Annotated in this window: 19 protein-coding genes and 1 tRNA gene; 10 read left to right on the top strand and 10 right to left on the bottom strand. The window is 73.1% G+C overall.

Going from position 1 to position 17633, the window contains the following annotated elements; all coding sequences use genetic code 11:
- Both ACFRU2_RS39630 and ACFRU2_RS39625 read left to right on the top strand, forming a co-directional pair.
- On the top strand, positions 1–747 hold the full coding sequence (locus ACFRU2_RS39630; protein WP_382981170.1) for an SDR family NAD(P)-dependent oxidoreductase: 747 nt from the start codon (positions 1–3) through the stop codon (positions 745–747).
- A complete protein-coding gene (locus ACFRU2_RS39625) occupies positions 744–1634 on the top strand; it encodes an alpha/beta hydrolase (RefSeq protein ID WP_382981169.1) in 891 nt (296 codons plus the stop codon). The genes ACFRU2_RS39630 and ACFRU2_RS39625 overlap by 4 nt, the downstream gene beginning before the upstream one ends.
- A gap of 4 nt (positions 1635–1638) precedes the next feature.
- Here the strand turns inward: ACFRU2_RS39625 and ACFRU2_RS39620 are convergent.
- Positions 1639–1720: transfer RNA gene (locus ACFRU2_RS39620), tRNA-Ala, on the bottom strand.
- 65 nt (positions 1721–1785) lie between these two features.
- On the opposite strand from ACFRU2_RS39620, the gene ACFRU2_RS39615 reads away from it, so the two are divergent.
- On the top strand, positions 1786–2115 hold the full coding sequence (locus ACFRU2_RS39615) for a hypothetical protein (protein WP_382981168.1): 330 nt from the start codon (positions 1786–1788) through the stop codon (positions 2113–2115).
- Positions 2116–2163: 48 nt separating this feature from the next.
- On the opposite strand, the gene ACFRU2_RS39610 is transcribed toward ACFRU2_RS39615, so the two are convergent.
- The 6 genes from ACFRU2_RS39610 to ACFRU2_RS39585 form a co-directional block, all read right to left on the bottom strand.
- Complete coding sequence (locus ACFRU2_RS39610; protein WP_382981167.1) at positions 2164–3420, bottom strand: MFS transporter; 1257 nt, start codon at positions 3418–3420, stop codon at positions 2164–2166.
- Between the two features lie 58 nt (positions 3421–3478).
- Positions 3479–4192 carry a signal peptidase I gene (gene lepB, locus ACFRU2_RS39605; protein ID WP_382981166.1) on the bottom strand — a complete coding sequence of 238 codons (714 nt, stop codon included), beginning with the start codon at positions 4190–4192 and terminating at the stop codon, positions 3479–3481.
- A 109-nt stretch (positions 4193–4301) separates the two neighbouring features.
- Positions 4302–5459, bottom strand: a complete 1158-nt coding sequence (locus tag ACFRU2_RS39600; protein WP_382981165.1) for an acetyl-CoA C-acetyltransferase — start codon at positions 5457–5459, stop codon at positions 4302–4304.
- Between the two features lie 16 nt (positions 5460–5475).
- Positions 5476–6087 (bottom strand): TetR/AcrR family transcriptional regulator, encoded by a 612-nt coding sequence (locus tag ACFRU2_RS39595; RefSeq protein ID WP_274552401.1) that lies wholly within the window; start codon positions 6085–6087, stop codon positions 5476–5478.
- Positions 6088–6102: 15 nt separating this feature from the next.
- Complete coding sequence (locus tag ACFRU2_RS39590) at positions 6103–6897, bottom strand: SDR family oxidoreductase (protein ID WP_382981164.1); 795 nt, start codon at positions 6895–6897, stop codon at positions 6103–6105.
- A complete protein-coding gene (locus ACFRU2_RS39585; protein WP_382981162.1) occupies positions 6894–8042 on the bottom strand; it encodes an acyl-CoA dehydrogenase family protein in 1149 nt (382 codons plus the stop codon). The genes ACFRU2_RS39590 and ACFRU2_RS39585 overlap by 4 nt, the downstream gene beginning before the upstream one ends.
- A gap of 46 nt (positions 8043–8088) precedes the next feature.
- Here ACFRU2_RS39585 and ACFRU2_RS39580 point away from each other — a divergent pair, with 46 nt between their 5' ends.
- From ACFRU2_RS39580 to ACFRU2_RS39570, 3 genes are read left to right on the top strand one after another with little or no spacing between them, the layout of a single operon-like run.
- Positions 8089–8949: an enoyl-CoA hydratase gene (locus ACFRU2_RS39580; RefSeq protein WP_382981161.1), complete on the top strand. Its 861-nt coding sequence runs from the start codon at positions 8089–8091 to the stop codon at positions 8947–8949.
- Positions 8949–10094 (top strand): acyl-CoA dehydrogenase family protein, encoded by a 1146-nt coding sequence (locus tag ACFRU2_RS39575; RefSeq protein ID WP_382981160.1) that lies wholly within the window; start codon positions 8949–8951, stop codon positions 10092–10094. The genes ACFRU2_RS39580 and ACFRU2_RS39575 overlap by 1 nt, the downstream gene beginning before the upstream one ends.
- A complete protein-coding gene (locus tag ACFRU2_RS39570) occupies positions 10094–11077 on the top strand; it encodes an acyl-CoA dehydrogenase family protein (protein WP_382981158.1) in 984 nt (327 codons plus the stop codon). The genes ACFRU2_RS39575 and ACFRU2_RS39570 overlap by 1 nt, the downstream gene beginning before the upstream one ends.
- On the opposite strand, the gene ACFRU2_RS39565 is transcribed toward ACFRU2_RS39570, so the two are convergent.
- From ACFRU2_RS39565 to ACFRU2_RS39555, 3 genes are read right to left on the bottom strand one after another with little or no spacing between them, the layout of a single operon-like run.
- Positions 11059–11448, bottom strand: a complete 390-nt coding sequence (locus ACFRU2_RS39565) for a YrdB family protein (protein ID WP_382981157.1) — start codon at positions 11446–11448, stop codon at positions 11059–11061. The genes ACFRU2_RS39570 and ACFRU2_RS39565 overlap by 19 nt on opposite strands.
- Positions 11449–11459: 11 nt before the next feature.
- On the bottom strand, positions 11460–12293 hold the full coding sequence (locus ACFRU2_RS39560; protein ID WP_382981210.1) for a class I SAM-dependent methyltransferase: 834 nt from the start codon (positions 12291–12293) through the stop codon (positions 11460–11462).
- A gap of 45 nt (positions 12294–12338) precedes the next feature.
- Positions 12339–12992 (bottom strand): response regulator, encoded by a 654-nt coding sequence (locus ACFRU2_RS39555; RefSeq protein WP_382981156.1) that lies wholly within the window; start codon positions 12990–12992, stop codon positions 12339–12341.
- Between the two features lie 228 nt (positions 12993–13220).
- On the opposite strand from ACFRU2_RS39555, the gene ACFRU2_RS39550 reads away from it, so the two are divergent.
- The 4 genes from ACFRU2_RS39550 to ACFRU2_RS39535 all read left to right on the top strand — a co-directional run.
- The gene (locus ACFRU2_RS39550) at positions 13221–14366 is read left to right on the top strand and encodes a peptidoglycan DD-metalloendopeptidase family protein (RefSeq protein ID WP_382981155.1); all 1146 of its coding nucleotides are present in this window, start codon (positions 13221–13223) and stop codon (positions 14364–14366) included.
- Positions 14367–14491: 125 nt separating this feature from the next.
- Positions 14492–15697 carry a sensor histidine kinase gene (locus ACFRU2_RS39545; protein WP_382981153.1) on the top strand — a complete coding sequence of 402 codons (1206 nt, stop codon included), beginning with the start codon at positions 14492–14494 and terminating at the stop codon, positions 15695–15697.
- A 127-nt stretch (positions 15698–15824) separates the two neighbouring features.
- The gene (locus ACFRU2_RS39540) at positions 15825–16028 is read left to right on the top strand and encodes a cold-shock protein (protein WP_112447913.1); all 204 of its coding nucleotides are present in this window, start codon (positions 15825–15827) and stop codon (positions 16026–16028) included.
- Positions 16029–16148: 120 nt separating this feature from the next.
- Positions 16149–17633, top strand: a 1485-nt coding sequence (locus ACFRU2_RS39535) for a DEAD/DEAH box helicase (protein WP_382981152.1), incomplete at its 3' end; no start/stop codon positions are given.

Raw genomic sequence — 17633 nt, 5'->3', positions numbered from 1 at the left:
GTGAGCCCCTCTCTCGACGGCAGGGTCCTCGACGGCAAGGTCGTCGTCATCACCGGCGCCGGACGCGGCCAGGGCGCGGCCGAGGCCCGGCTCTGCGCCGAGGCCGGCGCGCGGGTCGTGGTCACCGACATCCGGGAGGAGGAGGGCCGCGCGGTCGCCGCCTCGCTCGGCGACCAGGGACTCTACGTCCGCCACGACGTGGCCGACGCCGACAGCTGGGCGGAGGTGGTCCGCGAGGCCGTACGCGCCTTCGGCACGGTCTCCGCCCTGGTCAACAACGCCGCGCTGTGGCGCACGGCCCACGTGGAGCGCCAGGGCCTGGAGGAGTTCGAAGCCCTCCTGCGGGTCAACCTGCTCGGGCCGTTCCTCGGCATCCAGGCGGTGGCCCCGGTGCTGCGCGCCGCCGGAGGCGGCTCCATCGTCAACGTCTCCTCCACCGCCGGGCTGGTCGGCATCCCGGGCCACGCGGCGTACGGGTCGACGAAGTTCGCCCTGCGCGGGCTCACGAAGTCGGCCGCGCTGGACCTGGCGGGGGACCGGATCAGGATCAACTCCGTGCATCCGGGGGCGATCGACACCCCGATGGTCAGCGAGGCCGTCGCGGGGCGGGACTGGTCGCACCTGCCGCTCGGGCGGATCGGGCGGCCCGAGGAGGTCGGGGAACTGGTCCTCTTCCTCTGCTCGGACGGCTCCTCGTACATCACGGGCGCGGAGTTCACGGTCGACGGCGGGATGACGGCGCGATGAGCGGCACCGATCGGCTGTCCCCGGCGGCCCGCCGGCTGTGCGACGCGATGGCGGCCGCCTTCCCCGGACCGGGGGACCCGGCCGCCCTGCGCGCGGCCGCGGCCGCTTCCCCGGGCGGGGGCGCGGAGGTGGCCTCCGTACGGGACGCGGACGGGGACGGGGTTCCCGTCCGGATCTACGACCCGGCGCCGGGCGCCGCGGGCCGTCCCCTCGCCGTGTTCCTCCACGGCGGCGGCTGGGTGATGTGCGGCCTGGACACCCACGACGCGCTGTGCCGTGCACTGGCCGTGGCCTCGGGCGCGGTGGTGGTCTCCGCGGACTACCGCCTCGCGCCCGAACACCCCTGGCCGGCGGCGCCCGACGACGCGCTGACGGTGCTGCTGTGGGCCCGGGCGCGGGCGGCCGCACTGGGCTGCGATCCCGCGCGGCTGGTCGTCGCCGGGGACTCCAGCGGAGGCAACCTCGCGGCCGTGACGGCGCTGCGGGCCCCCGAACTGGTCGCCGGCCAGCTGCTGTTCTACCCGGCGCTGGACGCCTCGATGGAGCAGCCCTCGGTGGCGGAGTTCGGGGAGGGTCACTTCCACACGGCCGCGCACATGGCCTGGTACTGGGACCAGTACGGCGGCGACCCGGACCACCCCCACGTCTCCCCGCTGCGGGCCCCCGACCTCTCGGGGCTGCCGCGCACGCTGCTGGTCCTGGCCGACTGCGACGTCCTGCGGGACGAGGGCCTGGCCTACGGGCGCCGGCTGGGCGGGGCGGGCGTGGACTGCGGGGTCCATCTGGTCCCCGGGGTCTTCCACGGCTTCCTCGGCCTGCCGCTCCCCGCCGCGGCCGCGGCGATCGCGGCGGCGGGGGCGTGGGTGGCGGCGACACCCGCGAAGTAGGGGGTGGGGGGCTGGGCGGCCGGATTCGAACCGGCGTCCTCCTCCATGCTGTGTAGGCGCACTACCTCTGTGCTACGACCCAGCCCTTGCCCCGGATCCTAGGAGGCGACCCGCCGGACGCGCACGCGAATATCCCCGGCATGATGTGCGCATGTCGATATCGGTCCCGGGGGCCCTGGCGCGCAACTCCCTCGCCCTCGCAGCGGAGTTCGCCGCCGCCCTGCTGATGCGCGGCTCCCAGCCGCACTGGCTGCCGATCCTGCTCGGCCTGGTCGCCCTGGTGTCCGGACTGCCGCACGGCACCGACGCCGGCTTCGTCCACCGGATCGCACTCGCGCTCGGCGCGGTGGCGATCGCCCTGTCCGCGGCCCGCGCCCTGGACGCCCCCGACCCGCTCCTCTGGCAGATCCTCACCGGAGCCCTGACCCTCACCCAGACGGTGTCCCTGACCCGGCTCTCCCGCCGGGCCCCGGCCCGCTGACCGGTCGGCCGGCCGCGGCGCCGGTCCCGCTGTCCGGGGCGAAGTCCCCTACCCGCCCTTCGCCCGTTCCCCGGGGCTCCGCCCCAGACCCCGCTCCTCAAACGCCGGAGGGGCTGGAATTGCCGGTGCGGCCCAGGGCGTGGTCCTGTCGGCGTGCGGCAGCAAGGCGATGGCCGGCGCGGTGAAGGCCGCCGCCGCGGCGAAGAGCGGCGGGTATCCGTGGCCCGCGATCAGCGCGCCCGCCAGTGGCGGGACGAGGACCACCGCGGCGTGCTGCCCCATCTGGTGCACCCCCAGGGCGCGGCCTGCCCAGTCGGGGCCGGCGTACTCGGCGACCGCCGTGCTGTGCAGGCCGTTGGTGCTGACCGTGAGGCCCGAGGCCACCAGCAGGGCCACGGTGGCGACCGGCGAGTGCCAGGCGGCTCCGACGGTCAGCAGCACCAGGTCCGCCGCGGTGGCCACGGCCAGCAGCCGCATCGGCCGGACCCGGCTGGCCACGGCGTCGGACCACCAGCCGGCGAACAGCCGCACGCCCGCGCCGGCCAGGTTGGCCACGGCCAGCACGGTGCCGGCGGTGCCGGCGGACCATCCGCGCACCTCGGTCAGGAAGAGCAGGGAGAACCCGGTCACCACGAACTGCGGCACGCACAGCGCCGCGGCGACTCCGTTCAGCCGCCACAGGTAGCCACCCCGGAACGGGCTGGGCGCCGGCTCACCGGCCGCCGGCCCGGGACGCGGCGGGTCGGCGGCGAACAGGACCATCGCCACCCCCGCACCCCCGCACAGCGCGGCGCAGAGACCGAAGGCCGCGGACAGGCCGGCCTGGTGGGCCACCGGGGGCAGGACGGCGGCGGCCAGCGCGATGCCGAGCGGCTGCGAGGCCTGGCGCACCCCCATCGCGACGCCCCGCCGGGCGGGCGGGAACCAGCCGATGACCAGGCGTCCCGAGGCCGAGCTGACGGAGGAGCCCGCCGCCCCGGCCAGTACGAGCAGCGCGCCCAGCGGCCGGACCCCTGGCGCGGCGGCCGCCAGGGCCATCGCCCCGGCAGCGCCCAGCAGTCCGGCCGACAGCGCCACCCGCTCCCCGTACCGGTCGGCGACCACGCCCCAGCCGATCAGGCCGAGCAGCACCCCGGCGATCGGGCAGGAGACGAGGACCCCGGCGCCCACCAGCGACAGCCCGAGCTCGCGCTGGAGCGCGGGGAGCAGGTAGGGCAGCCCGTAGAGCACCGTCGTGCTGGCGGTCTGGCCGCCGGTGCCCAGAGCGAGCATGAGCCAACTGCGGGGTATCCGCGCCTCTTTCATGCCGGCACTCTAGTGAGCGTTCCGTCATGCGAGACGAATATTTCGTAGGGCGAGACGCCTAGCGCTTGCCCTGGTCGCCGATCCCCGGCTGTCCGAAGGTGTCCGGGACCGGCAGGGTCGCCCAGCGGGTGACGGGCCAGGCGACGACGACGGCGCGGCCGACGACGTCCGACACCGGTACGAAGCCGTGGGTCTTCGGGTCGTTCTGGTGGTAGCGGGAGTCCGAGGACTTCTGCCGGTGGTCCCCCATGACCCAGAGCTTCCCGGCCGGCACGGTGAGCGGCCCGAACGGCTTGTCGCCGCACGGGGTGTTCCCCGGGAAGACGTACGGCTCGTCCAGCGCCTTGCCGTTGACCTCGACCGGTCCGTTCCCGCGGCATTCGACCGTGTCGCCGCCGACCGCGATGACCCGCTTGATCAGGTCCTTCTCGTTGGCGGAGGGCATCAGGCCGATGGCGCTGAGAGCGTTCTGGAGGGCGTTGCGCTGCGGGACGGGCTCGTCCTTCAGCCAGTCGCTCGGGTCGTGGAAGACGACGACCTCGCCGCGTTCGGGCTCCGAGCCGAACCAGGGGGTGAGCTTGTCGACCAGGACCCGGTCCCCGCGCTGGAGGGTGTTCTGCATCGAGTCCGACGGGATGGAGAACGCCTGGAAGAGGAAGGTCTTGATCAGGAACGCCACCACGAGGGCGATGGCGACGAGCAGCGGCAGCTCCTTCCAGAACGGCCGCTGCTTGGACCTGGACGCGGTCTGCGCGTCGGCTGGGGCGCCCATCGAGGCCTCCGATCATGTGTCGACCAGGACCACGAAACACCATGAGGCGGTGTGCCGGCGGTAAAGAGGGCCCCCGGGAGCAGTGCCCCGGGGGCCGTTCCGGCGGGGGCTAGAGCCGCTCGATGATGGTGACGTTGGCCTGGCCGCCGCCCTCGCACATGGTCTGGAGGCCGAAGCGGCCGCCCGTGCGCTCCAGTTCGTGCAGCAGGGTCGTCATCAGCTTGACGCCCGTCGCGCCCAGGGGGTGTCCCAGGGCGATCGCGCCGCCGTTGACGTTGACCCGCTCCGGGTCCGCGCCCGTCTCCTTCAGCCAGGCCAGGGCCACCGGGGCGAAGGCCTCGTTGATCTCGACCAGGTCGATGTCGGCGAGGGACATGCCCGTCTTCTTCAGGGCGTACGCCGTCGCCGGGATCGGAGCCGACAGCATGCGGATCGGGTCCTCGCCGCGCACCGACAGGTGGTGGATGCGCGCCCGCGGGCGCAGCCCGTGTTCCCGTACCGCCCGCTCCGAGGCCAGCAGCATCGCCGCCGCACCGTCCGAGACCTGGGAGGAGACCGCCGCCGTGATCGTGCCGCCCTCCATGACCGGCTTGAGCCCCGCCATCTTCTCCAGGGTGGTGTCGCGGCGCGGACCCTCGTCCACCGACACCGACCCGTACGGCACGATCTCCCGCTCGAAGCGGCCCTCGTCGATCGCGCGCAGCGCCCGCTGGTGGGAGCGCAGGGCGAACTCCTCCATGTCGAGGCGGGAGATGCCCCACTTCTCGGCGATCAGCTGGGCCCCGTAGAACTGGTTGACCGGGGAGTCCCCGTACCGGGCCCGCCAGCCCTGCGACCCCAGGTAGGGGCCCTCCGTGAAGCCCAGCGGTTCCGCGGCCTGCCGCGAGGCGAAGGCGATCGGGACCATCGACATGTTCTGGGTGCCGGCGGCCACCACCAGGTCCTGGGTGCCGGACATGACGCCCTGCGCCGCGAAGTGCACGGCCTGCTGCGAGGACCCGCACTGGCGGTCGATGGTGACGCCCGGGACCTCCTCGGGGAGCCCCGCGGCCAGCCAGGCGGTCCGCCCGATGTCGCCGGCCTGCGGCCCGACGTTGTCGAGGCAGCCCATCACCACGTCCTCCACGGCCGCCGGGTCGATCCCGGACCGTTCGACGAGCGCCTTCAGGACGTGCGCTCCCAGGTCGGCCGGGTGGACCTCTGACAGGCCCCCCTTGCGGCGGCCCACGGGGGTGCGCACCGCTTCGACTATGTAGGCCTCGGGCATCGGAACTCCTCAGGGGTTACGTACGGGTGGCGATCCCGTCCAGCACCATCGACAGGTACTGGCGGGCGATCTCCTCGGGGCTGTGCTGGCCGCCCGGCCGGTACCAGGACGCCGCCACCCACACCGTGTCGCGCACGAAGCGGTAGGTGAGGCGGATGTCCAGGTCGGCGCGGAAGACCCCGTCCGCGACCCCGCGCTCCAGCGTCCCCAGCCACGCCTTCTCGAACTTGACCTGCGAGTCGGAGAGGTAGTGGAAGCGGGGCTGGACCGACAGGGTCCGGGACTCCTTCTGGTAGATGGCGACGGCGGCGCGGTGCCGGTCGATCTCCCGGAACGATTCGGTGACGAGGGCCTCGATGGTCTCCCTGGGTCCGAGACCGGCGGCGAGGACGGTGTCGTACCCCTCCCACAGCTCGGTCAGGAAGGCGGAGAGGATCTCGTCGAGCATCGATTCCTTGGAATCGAAGTGGTAGTAGAGGCTGCCGGCGAGCATGCCGGCGGCGTCGGCGATCTTTCGGACGGTGGTGGCGTTGTAGCCCTGCGCGGCGAAGACCTCGGCGGCGGTGTCGAGGAGTTCGCGGCGACGTTCGGGCGACGCGGTCACCTGCTTCTTCTTGTTCGTTGGCACGGGGCCATTCTGGGCCTACGCGTGCTGACTGCTGACCGACACGGTCTCGCCCGTCATGTACGACGAGTAGCCGCTGGCCAGGAACACGATGACGTTGGCGACCTCCCAGGGCTCGGCGTACCGGCCGAAGGCCTCGCGGGCGGTGAGTTCCGTGAGCAGCTCCTCGCTGGTGACCTTCACCAGGTGCGGGTGCATGGCCAGGCTCGGCGCGACCGCGTTGATCCGTACGCCGAACTCCGCTGCCTCCAGCGCCGAGCAGCGGGTCAGCGCCATCACCCCGGCCTTGGCGGCGGCGTAGTGGGCCTGCCCGGTCTGGGCGCGCCAGCCGACCACGGAGGCGTTGTTGACGATCACCCCGCCCGTTCCCGAGGCCTTCATCGCGCGCATCGCGGCGCGGGTGCAGCGGAAGGTGCCGTTCAGGGTGACGTCGAGGACGCGGGACCACTGCTCGTCGGTCATGTCGACGAGGTTGGCCGTGCCGCCGAGCCCGGCGTTGTTGACGACGAGGTCGAGGCGGCCGTGGAGCCGTTCGGCGAGCGCGAAGAAGGCGCCCACCTGCTCCTCGTCGGTGACGTCGCAGGGCAGGGAGGCGACCCGGTCCGCGCCGAACTCGGCGGCCAGCGCCTCCTCGCTCTCCTTGAGGCGGCGGGCGTGCGCGTCGCCGATGAGGACGCGGGCCCCCTCCTCCAGGAAGCGGCGCGCGGTGGCCCCGCCGATGCCGGCCCCGGCGGCCGCGGTGATCACGGCGCTCCGGCCGGTCAGCAGCCCGTGCCCGGCCACGTACTCGGGTGCATTGCCGATCCGGTTCACGCCCGTACCTCCTTGGGAAGGCCGAGGATGCGCTCGGCGACGATGGTGCGCTGGATCTCGTCGGAGCCCGCGTAGAGGGTGTCGGCGCGGGAGAAGAGGAAGAGCCGCTGCCAGTCGTCGAGGTCGTACGGGTCCCCGTGCGCCCCGGCCGCGAGCAGCGAGGCGGCTCCGCAGACGTCCATGGCGAGTTCGCCGAGGTCCCGGTGCCAGCGGGCCCAGTACAGCTTGGCCGTGGACGGGGCGACCCCGGGCCGCAGCGCGGAGGCGCGCATGGTCTCCAGGCCGATCCAGGCCCGGACGAGCCGGTCGCGGATCAGCGGATCGGCCATCGCGCCGTTGCGCTTGGCCAGCGCGGCCAGGTCCTCCAGCTCGCGGCGGAAGCCGACCTGCTGGCCGAGGGTGGAGACGCCGCGCTCGAAGCCGAGGGTGGCCATGGCGACGGCCCAGCCGTCGCCGGGCGCGCCGACCACGTGGGCGGCGTCGGTGCGGGCCCCGTCGAAGAAGACCTCGTTGAACTCCGAGGTGCCGGTCAGCTGCACGATGGGCCGGACCTCCACCCCGGGCTGGTCCATCGGGACCAGGAGGTAGGACAGTCCGGCGTGCCGACGGGAGCCCGGCTCGGTGCGGGCGGCCACGAAGCACCACTGCGCCTCGTGGGCCAGGGAGGTCCAGACCTTCTGGCCGTCCACCACCCACGCGCCGTCCACGAGGGCGGCCCGGGTGCGGATGTTCGCCAGGTCCGAGCCGGCGTCGGGCTCGCTGTACCCCTGGCACCACAGCTCTTCCACGGCCCGGATGGGCGGCAGGAAGCGCCGCCGCTGCTCCTCGGTGCCGTGCGCGATGAGGGTGGGGCCGAGGAGCTGCTCGCCTATGTGGTTCACGCGCGCGGGCGCGTCGGCCAGGGCGTACTCCTCGTGGAAGGCGATCTGCTGCGCGGTGCTGGCGCCGCGGCCTCCGTACTCGACGGGCCAGCCCACGCAGGTCCAGCCGTGCGCCGCCATGTGCCGTTCCCAGGCGAGGCGTTCGGCGAAGGCCTCGTGCTCCCGGCCCGGTCCGCCGCGGCCCTTGAGGGCGGCGAACTCGCCGGTGAGGTGGGCCCGTAGCCAACTCCGAACCTCGGTGCGGAACTCCTCGACGCTGCTCATGGCCGTACGTTAACCTACCAAACACTTGTTAGGGAAGGATGCAGTGATGCGCGAAGAGATGCCCGACGAAACCCCCGTGCTCTACGAGCGCCGCGGCCCGGTCGCGTACGTGACCATGAACCGCCCCCGGTACCGCAACGCCCAGAACAGCGCGATGACCTACGCCCTCGACGACGCCTTCTACCGGGCCGCCGACGATCCCGCGGTCAAGGTCGTCGTCCTGGCCGGGGCCGGCGAGCACTTCTCGGCGGGCCACGACATCGGCACCCCCGAGCGCGACGCCCACCTGCCCTTCGAACGCCGGGCCGGCCTCTGGTGGGACCACTCCCAGCGCTCCGGCGCCGAATCCCGCTTCGCCCGCGAATCCGAGGTCTACCTCGGCATGTGCCGGCGCTGGCGCGAACTGCCCAAACCCGTCATCGCCTCCGTCCACGGCGCGTGCGTGGCCGGCGGGCTGATGCTCGCCTGGGTCTGCGACCTGATCGTGGCCAGCGAGGACGCCTTCTTCGCCGACCCGGTCGTCCGCATGGGCATCCCGGGCGTCGAGTACTTCGCCCACCCGTGGGCCATGCCCCCGCGCATCGCCAAGGAATTCCTCTACACCGGCGACCGGATGCCCGCCCGCCGCGCCTACGAGATCGGCATGGTCAACCGGGTCGTCGAGCGGGCCGAACTGGCCGGAGCCACCGACCGGCTCGCCCTGCGGATCGCCGAGATGCCCTCCTTCGGACTCGCCCTCACCAAGCGGGCCGTCAACCAGGCCGAAGACCTCCAGGGACTCCACACCGGCATGGACTCCGTCTTCGGCCTGCACCACCTCGCGCACGCCCACAACGCCGAAACGGCGGCGGACTCGCTCGGCGGAATGAACATCGCCGCGATGAAGATGAAGGAGGCGAACAGCTGATGGACCTCGACCACTCGGCGGACGTGGAGGCCTTCCGGGCCGAGGCGCGCGACTGGCTCGCCGCGCACGTGCCCGCCACCCCCCTGCCCTCGCTGGAGACCCGCGAGGGCTTCGCCGCCCACCGGGAATGGGAGGCGCTCCTGCACTCCGCCCGCTGGTCGGTGGTGTCCTGGCCCGAGGAGTACGGCGGCCGCGGCGTCGACATCGAGCACTGGCTGGTCTTCGAGGAGGAGTACTGGGCCGCGGGCGCACCCGGCCGGGTCTCGCAGAACGGCATCAACCTGCTCGCCCCCACCCTCTTCGACCACGCCACGGACGAACAGCGCGCCCGCGTCCTGCCCTCCATGGCCAGCGGCGAGGTGATCTGGGCCCAGGCCTGGTCGGAGCCCGAATCCGGCTCGGACCTCGCCTCCCTCACCTCCCGGGCGGTGCGCACCGAAGGCGGCTGGCTGCTGTCCGGACAGAAGACCTGGTCCTCCCGGGCCGCCTTCGCCGACCGGGCCTTCGGGATCTTCCGCACCGACCCCGACGCGCCCAAACCCCACCAGGGCCTCACCTACCTGATGTTCGACCTGCACGCCCCCGGGGTCACCGTGCGGCCCATCGGCCGCCTCGACGGCAAGCCCGCCTTCGCGGAACTCTTCCTCGACGAGGTCTTCGTCCCCGACGCGGACGTCATCGGGGAGCCCGGACAGGGCTGGCGGATCGCCATGTCCACCACCGGCAACGAGCGCGGGCTCACCCTGCGCGCCCCGGGCCGCTTCCTCGCCGCCGCCGACCGTCTCGTGGAGCTCTGGCAGAGCCACGGGAACCCGGCCGACACCGCCCGGCGCGACCGGGTCGCCGACGCGGTCGTCGGAGCACGCGCCTACCAGCTGTTCACCTGGGCCAACGCCTCCCGCTTCGCCGCCGGAGAGACGATCGGCGCCGAGTCCAGCCTGAACAAGGTGTTCTGGTCCCAGTACGACATCGCCCTGCACGAGAGCGCCCTCGACCTGCTGGGCCCCGACGCGGAACTCGCCGACGGGGAATGGGCGGAGCCGTGGATCTTCTCCCTCGCCGGCCCCATCTACGCCGGGACCAACGAGATCCAGCGCGACATCATCGCCGAGCGGCTGCTCGGCCTCCCGAAGGGCCGCCGCTGATGCGCTTCCTGCCGTCCGAAGAACAGTCGGACTTCGCCCGCACCCTGCGGGGTCTGCTCGGCGCCTGCGACGTCCCGGCGGCGGTACGGGCCTGGGGCGCGGGCGACCACGCACCGGGCAAGGCCGTGTGGGCGCGGCTCGCCGACACCGGACTGTTCGCCCTCGCGGCCGACGAGGCCCACGAGGGCATGGGCCTGATGCCGCTGGAGCTGGCCACCGGCTTCGTGGAGCTGGGCCGCGCCGGGGTCCCCGGCCCGGTGGTGGAGACGGCCGCCGCCGCCGTCCTCCTGACCCGGCTCGGCGACGAAGCACTGGCCAAGCGGTTCCTCCCCGGGCTCGTCGCGGGGGAGACCTCGGCCACCCTCACCCTGCCCGGCGGGGGCCCGTACGCCCTGGACGCCGACGCGGCCACCCACCTCTTCACGGTGTCCCCGGCCGGGGAACTCCGCCTGGCCCCCGGTGCCGGGACGCTGCGCACCTCCGTAGACCCCGCCCGCCGCCTGGCCCTCCCCGACGGCGGCGGCGAACTCCTCGCCGCCGGCCCGGCGGTCACCGCGGCGGCCAGGGACGCCGCGGACTGGGCCCGACTGCTCACCGCCGCCCAGTGCCTCGGCACCGGCGAGGCCCTCCTCGCGCGCACGGTGGAGTACGCGAAGCAGCGCACGCAGTTCGGCACGGCGATCGGCGGCTTCCAGGCGGTGAAGCACCGGCTCGCGGACACCCTGCTCGGCCTGGAGTTCGCCCGGCCCCTGCTGTGGGCGGCCGCGCTCTCCCTGGCCCCCGGGGAGATCGCCGCGGCGAAGCTGACCGCGGGCGAAGCGGCGTACGCGGCCGCCATGACCGCGCTCCAGCTCCACGGCGCCGTCGGCTACACCGAGGAGCTCGACCTCTCCCTGTGGCTGCGCAAGGCCCGCCCGTTGCGCGACGCCTGGGGGAGCCCCGCGCAGTGCCGGGCGGCGGTGCTTCAGGAGCGGTTGCGGTAGTACGCGGAGAGGGCCGTGTTCACGACCACGGCCACCGCGAACCACAGGGCCGGCTGCCGCTGCCCGAGCGCGAACAGCGCCAGGGCGGCGGCGCCGTACACCACGGCCTTCACCCCGAGCTGAGCGGCGAGCGGGACGGCGTACCGGGCCTTCGGTGCGGCGAACATCCCCCAGAGGACGGCCGCGGCGGCCGGCGCGGCCACCGCCAGGCCGAGGGACCCCGCCCAGCCGATGTCCCGGCTGAAGCCCCACCAGGCGAGCACGACCAGGATCAGCAGCTCCAGCAGGAAGGCGATGCCTTCGTTGACGAGGAAGAACGCGTGGACGGGCGGGGACAGCCGGGAAGACGGCGGAGGCGGAGTGGGAGACATGGCGGTCAGCTTCACGGGGCCGGGGCGTGATCCGCTAGTGGCGCGACCGCACCGTCTCGGATGACGGCCACGCTGAGGGTGACCACGTAGGGCTCTTCCACCACTCCGTCCGGAAATGCCGGATGCAGCCGCTCCCGCTCGGCGTCCAGGAACTCCCGCGTGCCCGCCTCGCCCAGCAGCAGGAACGCGGAGTGGCTGGCCAGGTTCGCCAGGTGGGCCTCCAGCGTGATCCGCCGCGACCACGGGACGCTCCGCGTGGCGAAACCGGAGTCGAGGCCCCGCGGAAGCGTGCGGTAGCCCAGCGCCTGGGCGCTCCCGCCGACCGCGCCGGCCCCACCCGTGATCGCGCCGCCCGGGCCGTCGGCCCCGAAGAAGACACGGATCCGCTCGCCCTGCTCGACGACCCAGTCGGCCGACTCGTCCAGGTCGTTCCACCAGATCGCGAGCGCCCCGCCGGGCTTCAGCACCCGGCGCGCCTCGGGCACGGACCGCGCCGGGTCCGTCCAGTGCCAGGCCTGGGCGTACGTCATGAAGTCGAAGGCGGCCCCGGCCAGCGGCAGCCGGTTCCCGTCCCCGCGCACGATCGGGATCCCGGGGTTGCGGACGCGGAACTCCGCCGCCATCCCGTCCCCGGGCTCGACGGCCACCACCTCGGCCTCGCGGGCCCGCATCGGGGCCGTGCCGATTCCGGTGCCCGCCCCCACGTCGGCCACCCGCGCCCCCGCGAACCGGCGCCCGGCCAACTCCTCGACCGCGTCGTACAGCGCCTCCGGATAGCCGGGCCGGTGTGCCGCGTACAGAGCGGCGGCGGTGTCGAAGGACCGGGCCCGGGAGCGGGGAGTCATCGTCATGCCGCCATTGTCCGCCCCGCCCCGCCCGGCCCCGCCCGGTCACGCGGCGCGGACCAGCCCCGCCTCGTAGGCCAGGATCGCGGCCTGGGTCCGGTTCGAGAGGTCGAGCTGCGTCAGGATCCGCGAGACGTACGTCTTCACGCTCGCCGGGGACAGGTGCAGCGCCTCCGCTATCTGCAGGTTCGTCCGGCCCTCGCCGACCAGCGCGAGGACGTCCCGCTCGCCGGGGGACAGGGTGGAGAGCTGCTCCGCGTGGTCGGGCGCCTCGGTGCGGGAGTCCGCCCGTTCCAGCAGCACCCGCATCACCCCGGGTGCCAGTGCGCTGCCGCCCGCCGCCACCGTGCGGATGCCGGCGAAGAGCTCCTCGGGGCGCAGGTCCTTCAGCAGGAATCCCGCCGCTCCGGCCCGTAGCGCGTCCAGGACCAGGTCGTCCGCCGTGTAGCCGGTGAGGACGAGCACGCGCGGCGGCTCCGGCAGCCGCAGCAGCTGCAAGGTGGCCTCCATGCCGTCGACCTTCGGCATGACCAGGTCCATGAGCACCACATCCGGCCGGTACGTGCGCGCCAGCGGCACCGCCTCGGCCCCGTCGGCGGCCTCCGCGACCACCTCGATGTCGGGCGCGCTCGCGAGCAGGGTCACCAGTCCCGACCGTATGAGGCTCTGGTCGTCGACCACCATCACGCGGATCGTCATGTGACCCACCTCCCCTGAATCCCCGTCTTATTGCGGACATTACCGCCATATAGGGACTTAAGTCCGTCCAACCCTCCCTCCCCAGTCCCCTTTTGCTGCCCGTCCTGTCCTCTTTCGGCGACTTCGGCGACCCCCCGTCCTCCCGGACGGTGGTTACCGAGGCAGAACGCACCACCGCTTCACCCGGTGCACCGGCCTCCGCAATGTCCCCGAAGTCAGGAACTCCGCATGTCTTTCCCGTCTGCTCGTACCCTCGCCGGTCTCGTTGTCGCCGGTATCGCCGCACCCGCCGCCGTGGGTCTCGTGGCACAGCCCGCGTCCGCCGCGTCGGTCGGCACGTGGGACAAGGTCGCCCAGTGTGAGTCCACCAACGACTGGAGCATCAACACCGGCAACGGCTACTACGGCGGCCTGCAGTTCTCCTCCAGCACGTGGGCGGAGTTCGGCGGCCGGCAGTACGCCCCCCAGGCCAACCAGGCCACCAAGGCGCAGCAGATCGCCATCGCCGAGAAGGTCCTGGCGACCCAGGGCCCCGGCGCCTGGCCCGCCTGCGGCAAGCTCGCCGGCCTCCAGCGCGGCGGCCCGGCCCCCGAGGCCCCGGCTGCCACCAACAGGGGTACGGGCACCTCCACCGCGAACAAGAACGCCGAGGCCCCGGCCGCCCCGGCCGCCCCGAAGTCCCAGGGCGCCAACAGCTACACCGTCGTCAGCGGAGACACCCTCGGCACCATCGGTTCCGAACTGGGCGTCAGCTGGCAGACCCTCTATTCCGAGAACCGCTCGGTGATCGGGTCCAACCCGGACATGATCCTCCCGGGCCAGCGCCTCGCGTACGGCTCCGGCGGCTCCTCCGACTCCGGCAGCAGCACCCCGGCCGCGCCGAAGCCCTCCAGCTCGTCGAGCTCCTCCGACGACTCCGACTCCTCGGACTCCTCGGGCTCCTCCCGGAGCAGCTCCCGCAGCAGCGGCGCCGAGGGCGTCCTGCCCGTCTCGGGCGGCAGCATCTCCGCCCGTTACCACCAGGCGGGCGGCTGGGCGGCCGGGTACCACACCGGCATCGACTTCGCGGTGTCCACCGGCACCCCGGTGCGGGCCGCGGCCGCGGGCACCGTCGTCTCCTCCGGCTGGCAGGGCGCGTACGGCAACGCCGTGGTCATCAAGCACGACGACGGCCGCTACACCCTCTCCGCCCACCTGTCCTCGGCGACCGCCTCCGAAGGCGAGCGCGTCTCCGCCGGCGAGCAGATCGGCCGCTCCGGCAACACCGGCAACTCCACCGGCCCGCACCTCCACTTCGAGGTCCGCTCCAGCAACAGCTACGGCGCCGACGTCAACCCGGTCACCTGGCTGAACGGCCTCGGCGTCTCCCTGTAACGGGCCCGCCGCGCCACCAAGAACACGTCCCCCCGGGATGCCCCTTCGGCGGAAGAAGGGCACCCTGGGGGGACGTTTTGGCATGCTCTGCGCAGTTTTGTGCGCAGACGGGGAGGGGTGGAGTCATGCAGGCCGTGCCCGGTCGCACCGGACAGCTGCTGGAACGGGGTCTGCGGACCCTGACGGGGGAGAGCAGCGGAGCCCCGGACCCCGTGCGCGCCCGCCGCACCGACAGCTGGCTCGCCCTGCTCTGCGGACTGCTCACCACCCTCAACCTCCACGACGTCCACCGCTTCGGCCTCGTCACCGACTACCCCACCAGCCTGGCCGCCGGCTGGCTCGCGGCCGCCTCCCTGCTCTGGCGCCGCTCCCACCCCTGGATCCCGGCCCTCGCGGCCACCGCCGCCACCGTCGTCTCCGACGACCGCGGCCCCCTCGTCTTCGCCGCCTACGCCCTGGCCGCGTACGGCCGGTCCCACCGCTGGGTCGGGGTCCTGCTGATGGGCGCCGTCTACGCCACCACCCGCGACCTCTTCCTGCCCCTCGGGTACGCCGGGCGCGACCCCGCCTCCTTCGTCCTCGGCTCCATCCTCGTGCCCGCCCTGTACGGGGAGACCGTGCGGCGCAACCGGCACGTCATGACCGCGCTGCGCGAGCGGGCCCGCCAGGCCCACGCCGCCGTGGACCAGGCGGCCGACCTGGCCGTCGTCCAGGAACGCACCCGTTTGGCCCAGCGCACCCACGACGGGCTCGGCCACCGCCTCACCGCCCTCACGATGCAGGCCGCCGCCCTGCGCCTGGACGCCGAGGCCGACCCCCGGGTCCGGGAGGCCGCCGGCGCCGTGGAGGAATCGGCGCGGGCCGCGATGGCCGAGGTCAGGGAGGTGCTGGACATGCTGACCGACCCCGCGGGCAGCCGCGCGTACACCTCTCCCGTGGACGTGGGCCGCTTCCTCGGCTCCCTGGCCCGGAACATGCGGGCCACCGGCATGGAGATCACCCACCACACCCAGCCCGGCCTGGGGTCCTTCCCGGCCGGCGACGGGCGGCTGCTGCTGCGGATAGCCCGCGAGGGACTCACCAACGCGGCGAAGTACGCCCCCGGCTCCGCCGTTCGGATGAATCTGTACGCCGAGGACGGGGAGGTCCGCCTCGACGTGATCAACACCGCCCCGGAGGGGGAGAGGATCGTCCTCGACTCCGGTGGGATGGGCATTCCGGGGCTCCGGCGCGCCCTCGCGGAGGTGGGCGGGAAGCTGCGCGCCGGATCCACTCAGGACGGAGGTCACATGCTCGCGGCGACACTCCCCGACCGACGTGTGCTAGCTTAGAGCTCGTTGCAGTTGTGGTACCCATGAACTTTATGTGCGCCTGACGGGAATGCTCCGACAGGCGCTTTTATTGTTTTGCCGGAATCTCCGGATGGGGCCCTTTGCCGCCTATTCAGGAGATTCAAAAATGGCACTTGGCACCGTGAAGTGGTTCAACTCGGAAAAGGGCTTCGGCTTCATCGAGCAGGACGGTGGCGGCCCGGACGTCTTCGCCCACTACTCGAACATCGCCACCCAGGGCTTCCGTGAGCTCAACGAGGGCCAGCGCGTGTCCTTCGACGTCACCCAGGGCCAGAAGGGCCCCCAGGCGGAGAACATCCTCCCCGCCTAAGGCAGTCAGCACGCCGGGGTCCGCACCGAGTAGGTGCGGGCCCCGGCTTGTCTGCTGTTTCGAACCATTTGATTGCAGCGTTTTCTGCAGTACCTGCCGGTTTCAGGAGGGCTTTCTCGCATGACCAGCTCCAGCTCCGCACGACCCAGCCGCCGCCCCACCCGGGGTCGAGGTGCGGCCCAGGGACGTCCGAAGGCTGGCGCGGGACGGCAGAAGTCCGCCCCCGTAGCCAGGCCCCAAGAATTCACCATGCCCGAACCGCTGACCCCGGCCCTGCCGCCGGTGGACTCGTTCGGGGACATGGACATGCCCGAGGCGCTGCTGAAGACCCTCGCCGCCCAGGGTGTCACCGAGCCGTTCCCGATCCAGGCCGCGACCCTGCCGAACTCCCTCGTCGGCCGTGACCTGCTCGGCCGCGGCCGTACCGGCTCCGGCAAGACGCTGGCCTTCGGCCTGGCCCTGCTGGCCCGCACCGCCGGCCGCCGCGCCCAGCCGAAGCAGCCGCTCGCCCTGGTCCTCGTACCGACCCGTGAGCTCGCGCAGCAGGTCACCGACGCGATGTCCCCGTACGCCACGGCCGTCAACCTGCGCATCACGACCGTCGTCGGCGGCATGTCGATCAACCGGCAGTCCGGCGCCCTGCGCCGCGGCGCCGAGGTGCTCGTCGCCACCCCCGGCCGCCTGAAGGACCTCATCGACCGCGGTGACGCCGACCTCTCCCAGGTCTCCATCACGGTCCTCGACGAGGCCGACCAGATGACCGACATGGGCTTCATGCCGCAGGTCACCTCCCTGCTCAAGCAGGTCCAGCCCCAGGGTCAGACCATGCTGTTCTCGGCGACCCTCGACAAGAACATCGACAAGCTCGTCAAGATGTTCCTCACCGACCCGGTCGCCTTCTCCGTCGACCCGTCCGCCGGCGCGGTCAGCACGATGGAGCACCACGTCCTGTACGTCATGGACGAGACCGACAAGAAGGCCGTGGCCACGCGCATAGCCGCTCGCGACGGCCGGGTGATCATGTTCGTCGACACCAAGCGCGGGGTCGACCGCATGGTCAAGAAGCTCCTCGCCGACGGCGTCCGCGCCTCCGGCCTGCACGGCGGCCGCTCGCAGCCGCAGCGCAACCGGACCCTCGACTGGTTCAAGACGGGCGAGGTCACCGCTCTGGTCGCCACCAACGTGGCCGCGCGAGGCATCCACATCGACGACCTCGACCTCGTCGTCAACGTGGACCCGCCGACCGACCACAAGGACTACCTGCACCGCGGCGGCCGTACCGCCCGTGCCGGCGAGTCCGGCAGCGTCGTCACCCTGGTCCTGCCCGACCAGAAGCGCGACATGACCCGCCTGATGTCGGACGCCGGGATCTCCCCGCGCACCGCGCAGATCAAGTCCTCCGACGAGGAGCTTGCGCGCATCACCGGCGCCAAGGAGCCCTCGGGCATCCCGGTCGTCATGGAGGTCCCGCAGGCCACCCCGCCGCGCCAGCGCTCCGCCGGCCAGGCCGGCGGCGGCTCCGGCGGTGGCGCGCGCCGCCGCTCGGGCGGTCCGCGCACCGGCTCCGGCACGGGTGCGGCTCCGGCCGCCGGGGGCGGCCGCGGC

The sequence above is a fragment of the Streptomyces sp. NPDC056883 genome, from assembly GCF_042788835.1.
Classification (GTDB): Bacteria; Actinomycetota; Actinomycetes; order Streptomycetales; family Streptomycetaceae; genus Streptomyces; species Streptomyces stoeckheimensis.
Note: the sequence above shows the minus strand (reverse complement) of the source record. Positions and strands in the feature narration are given on the sequence as shown.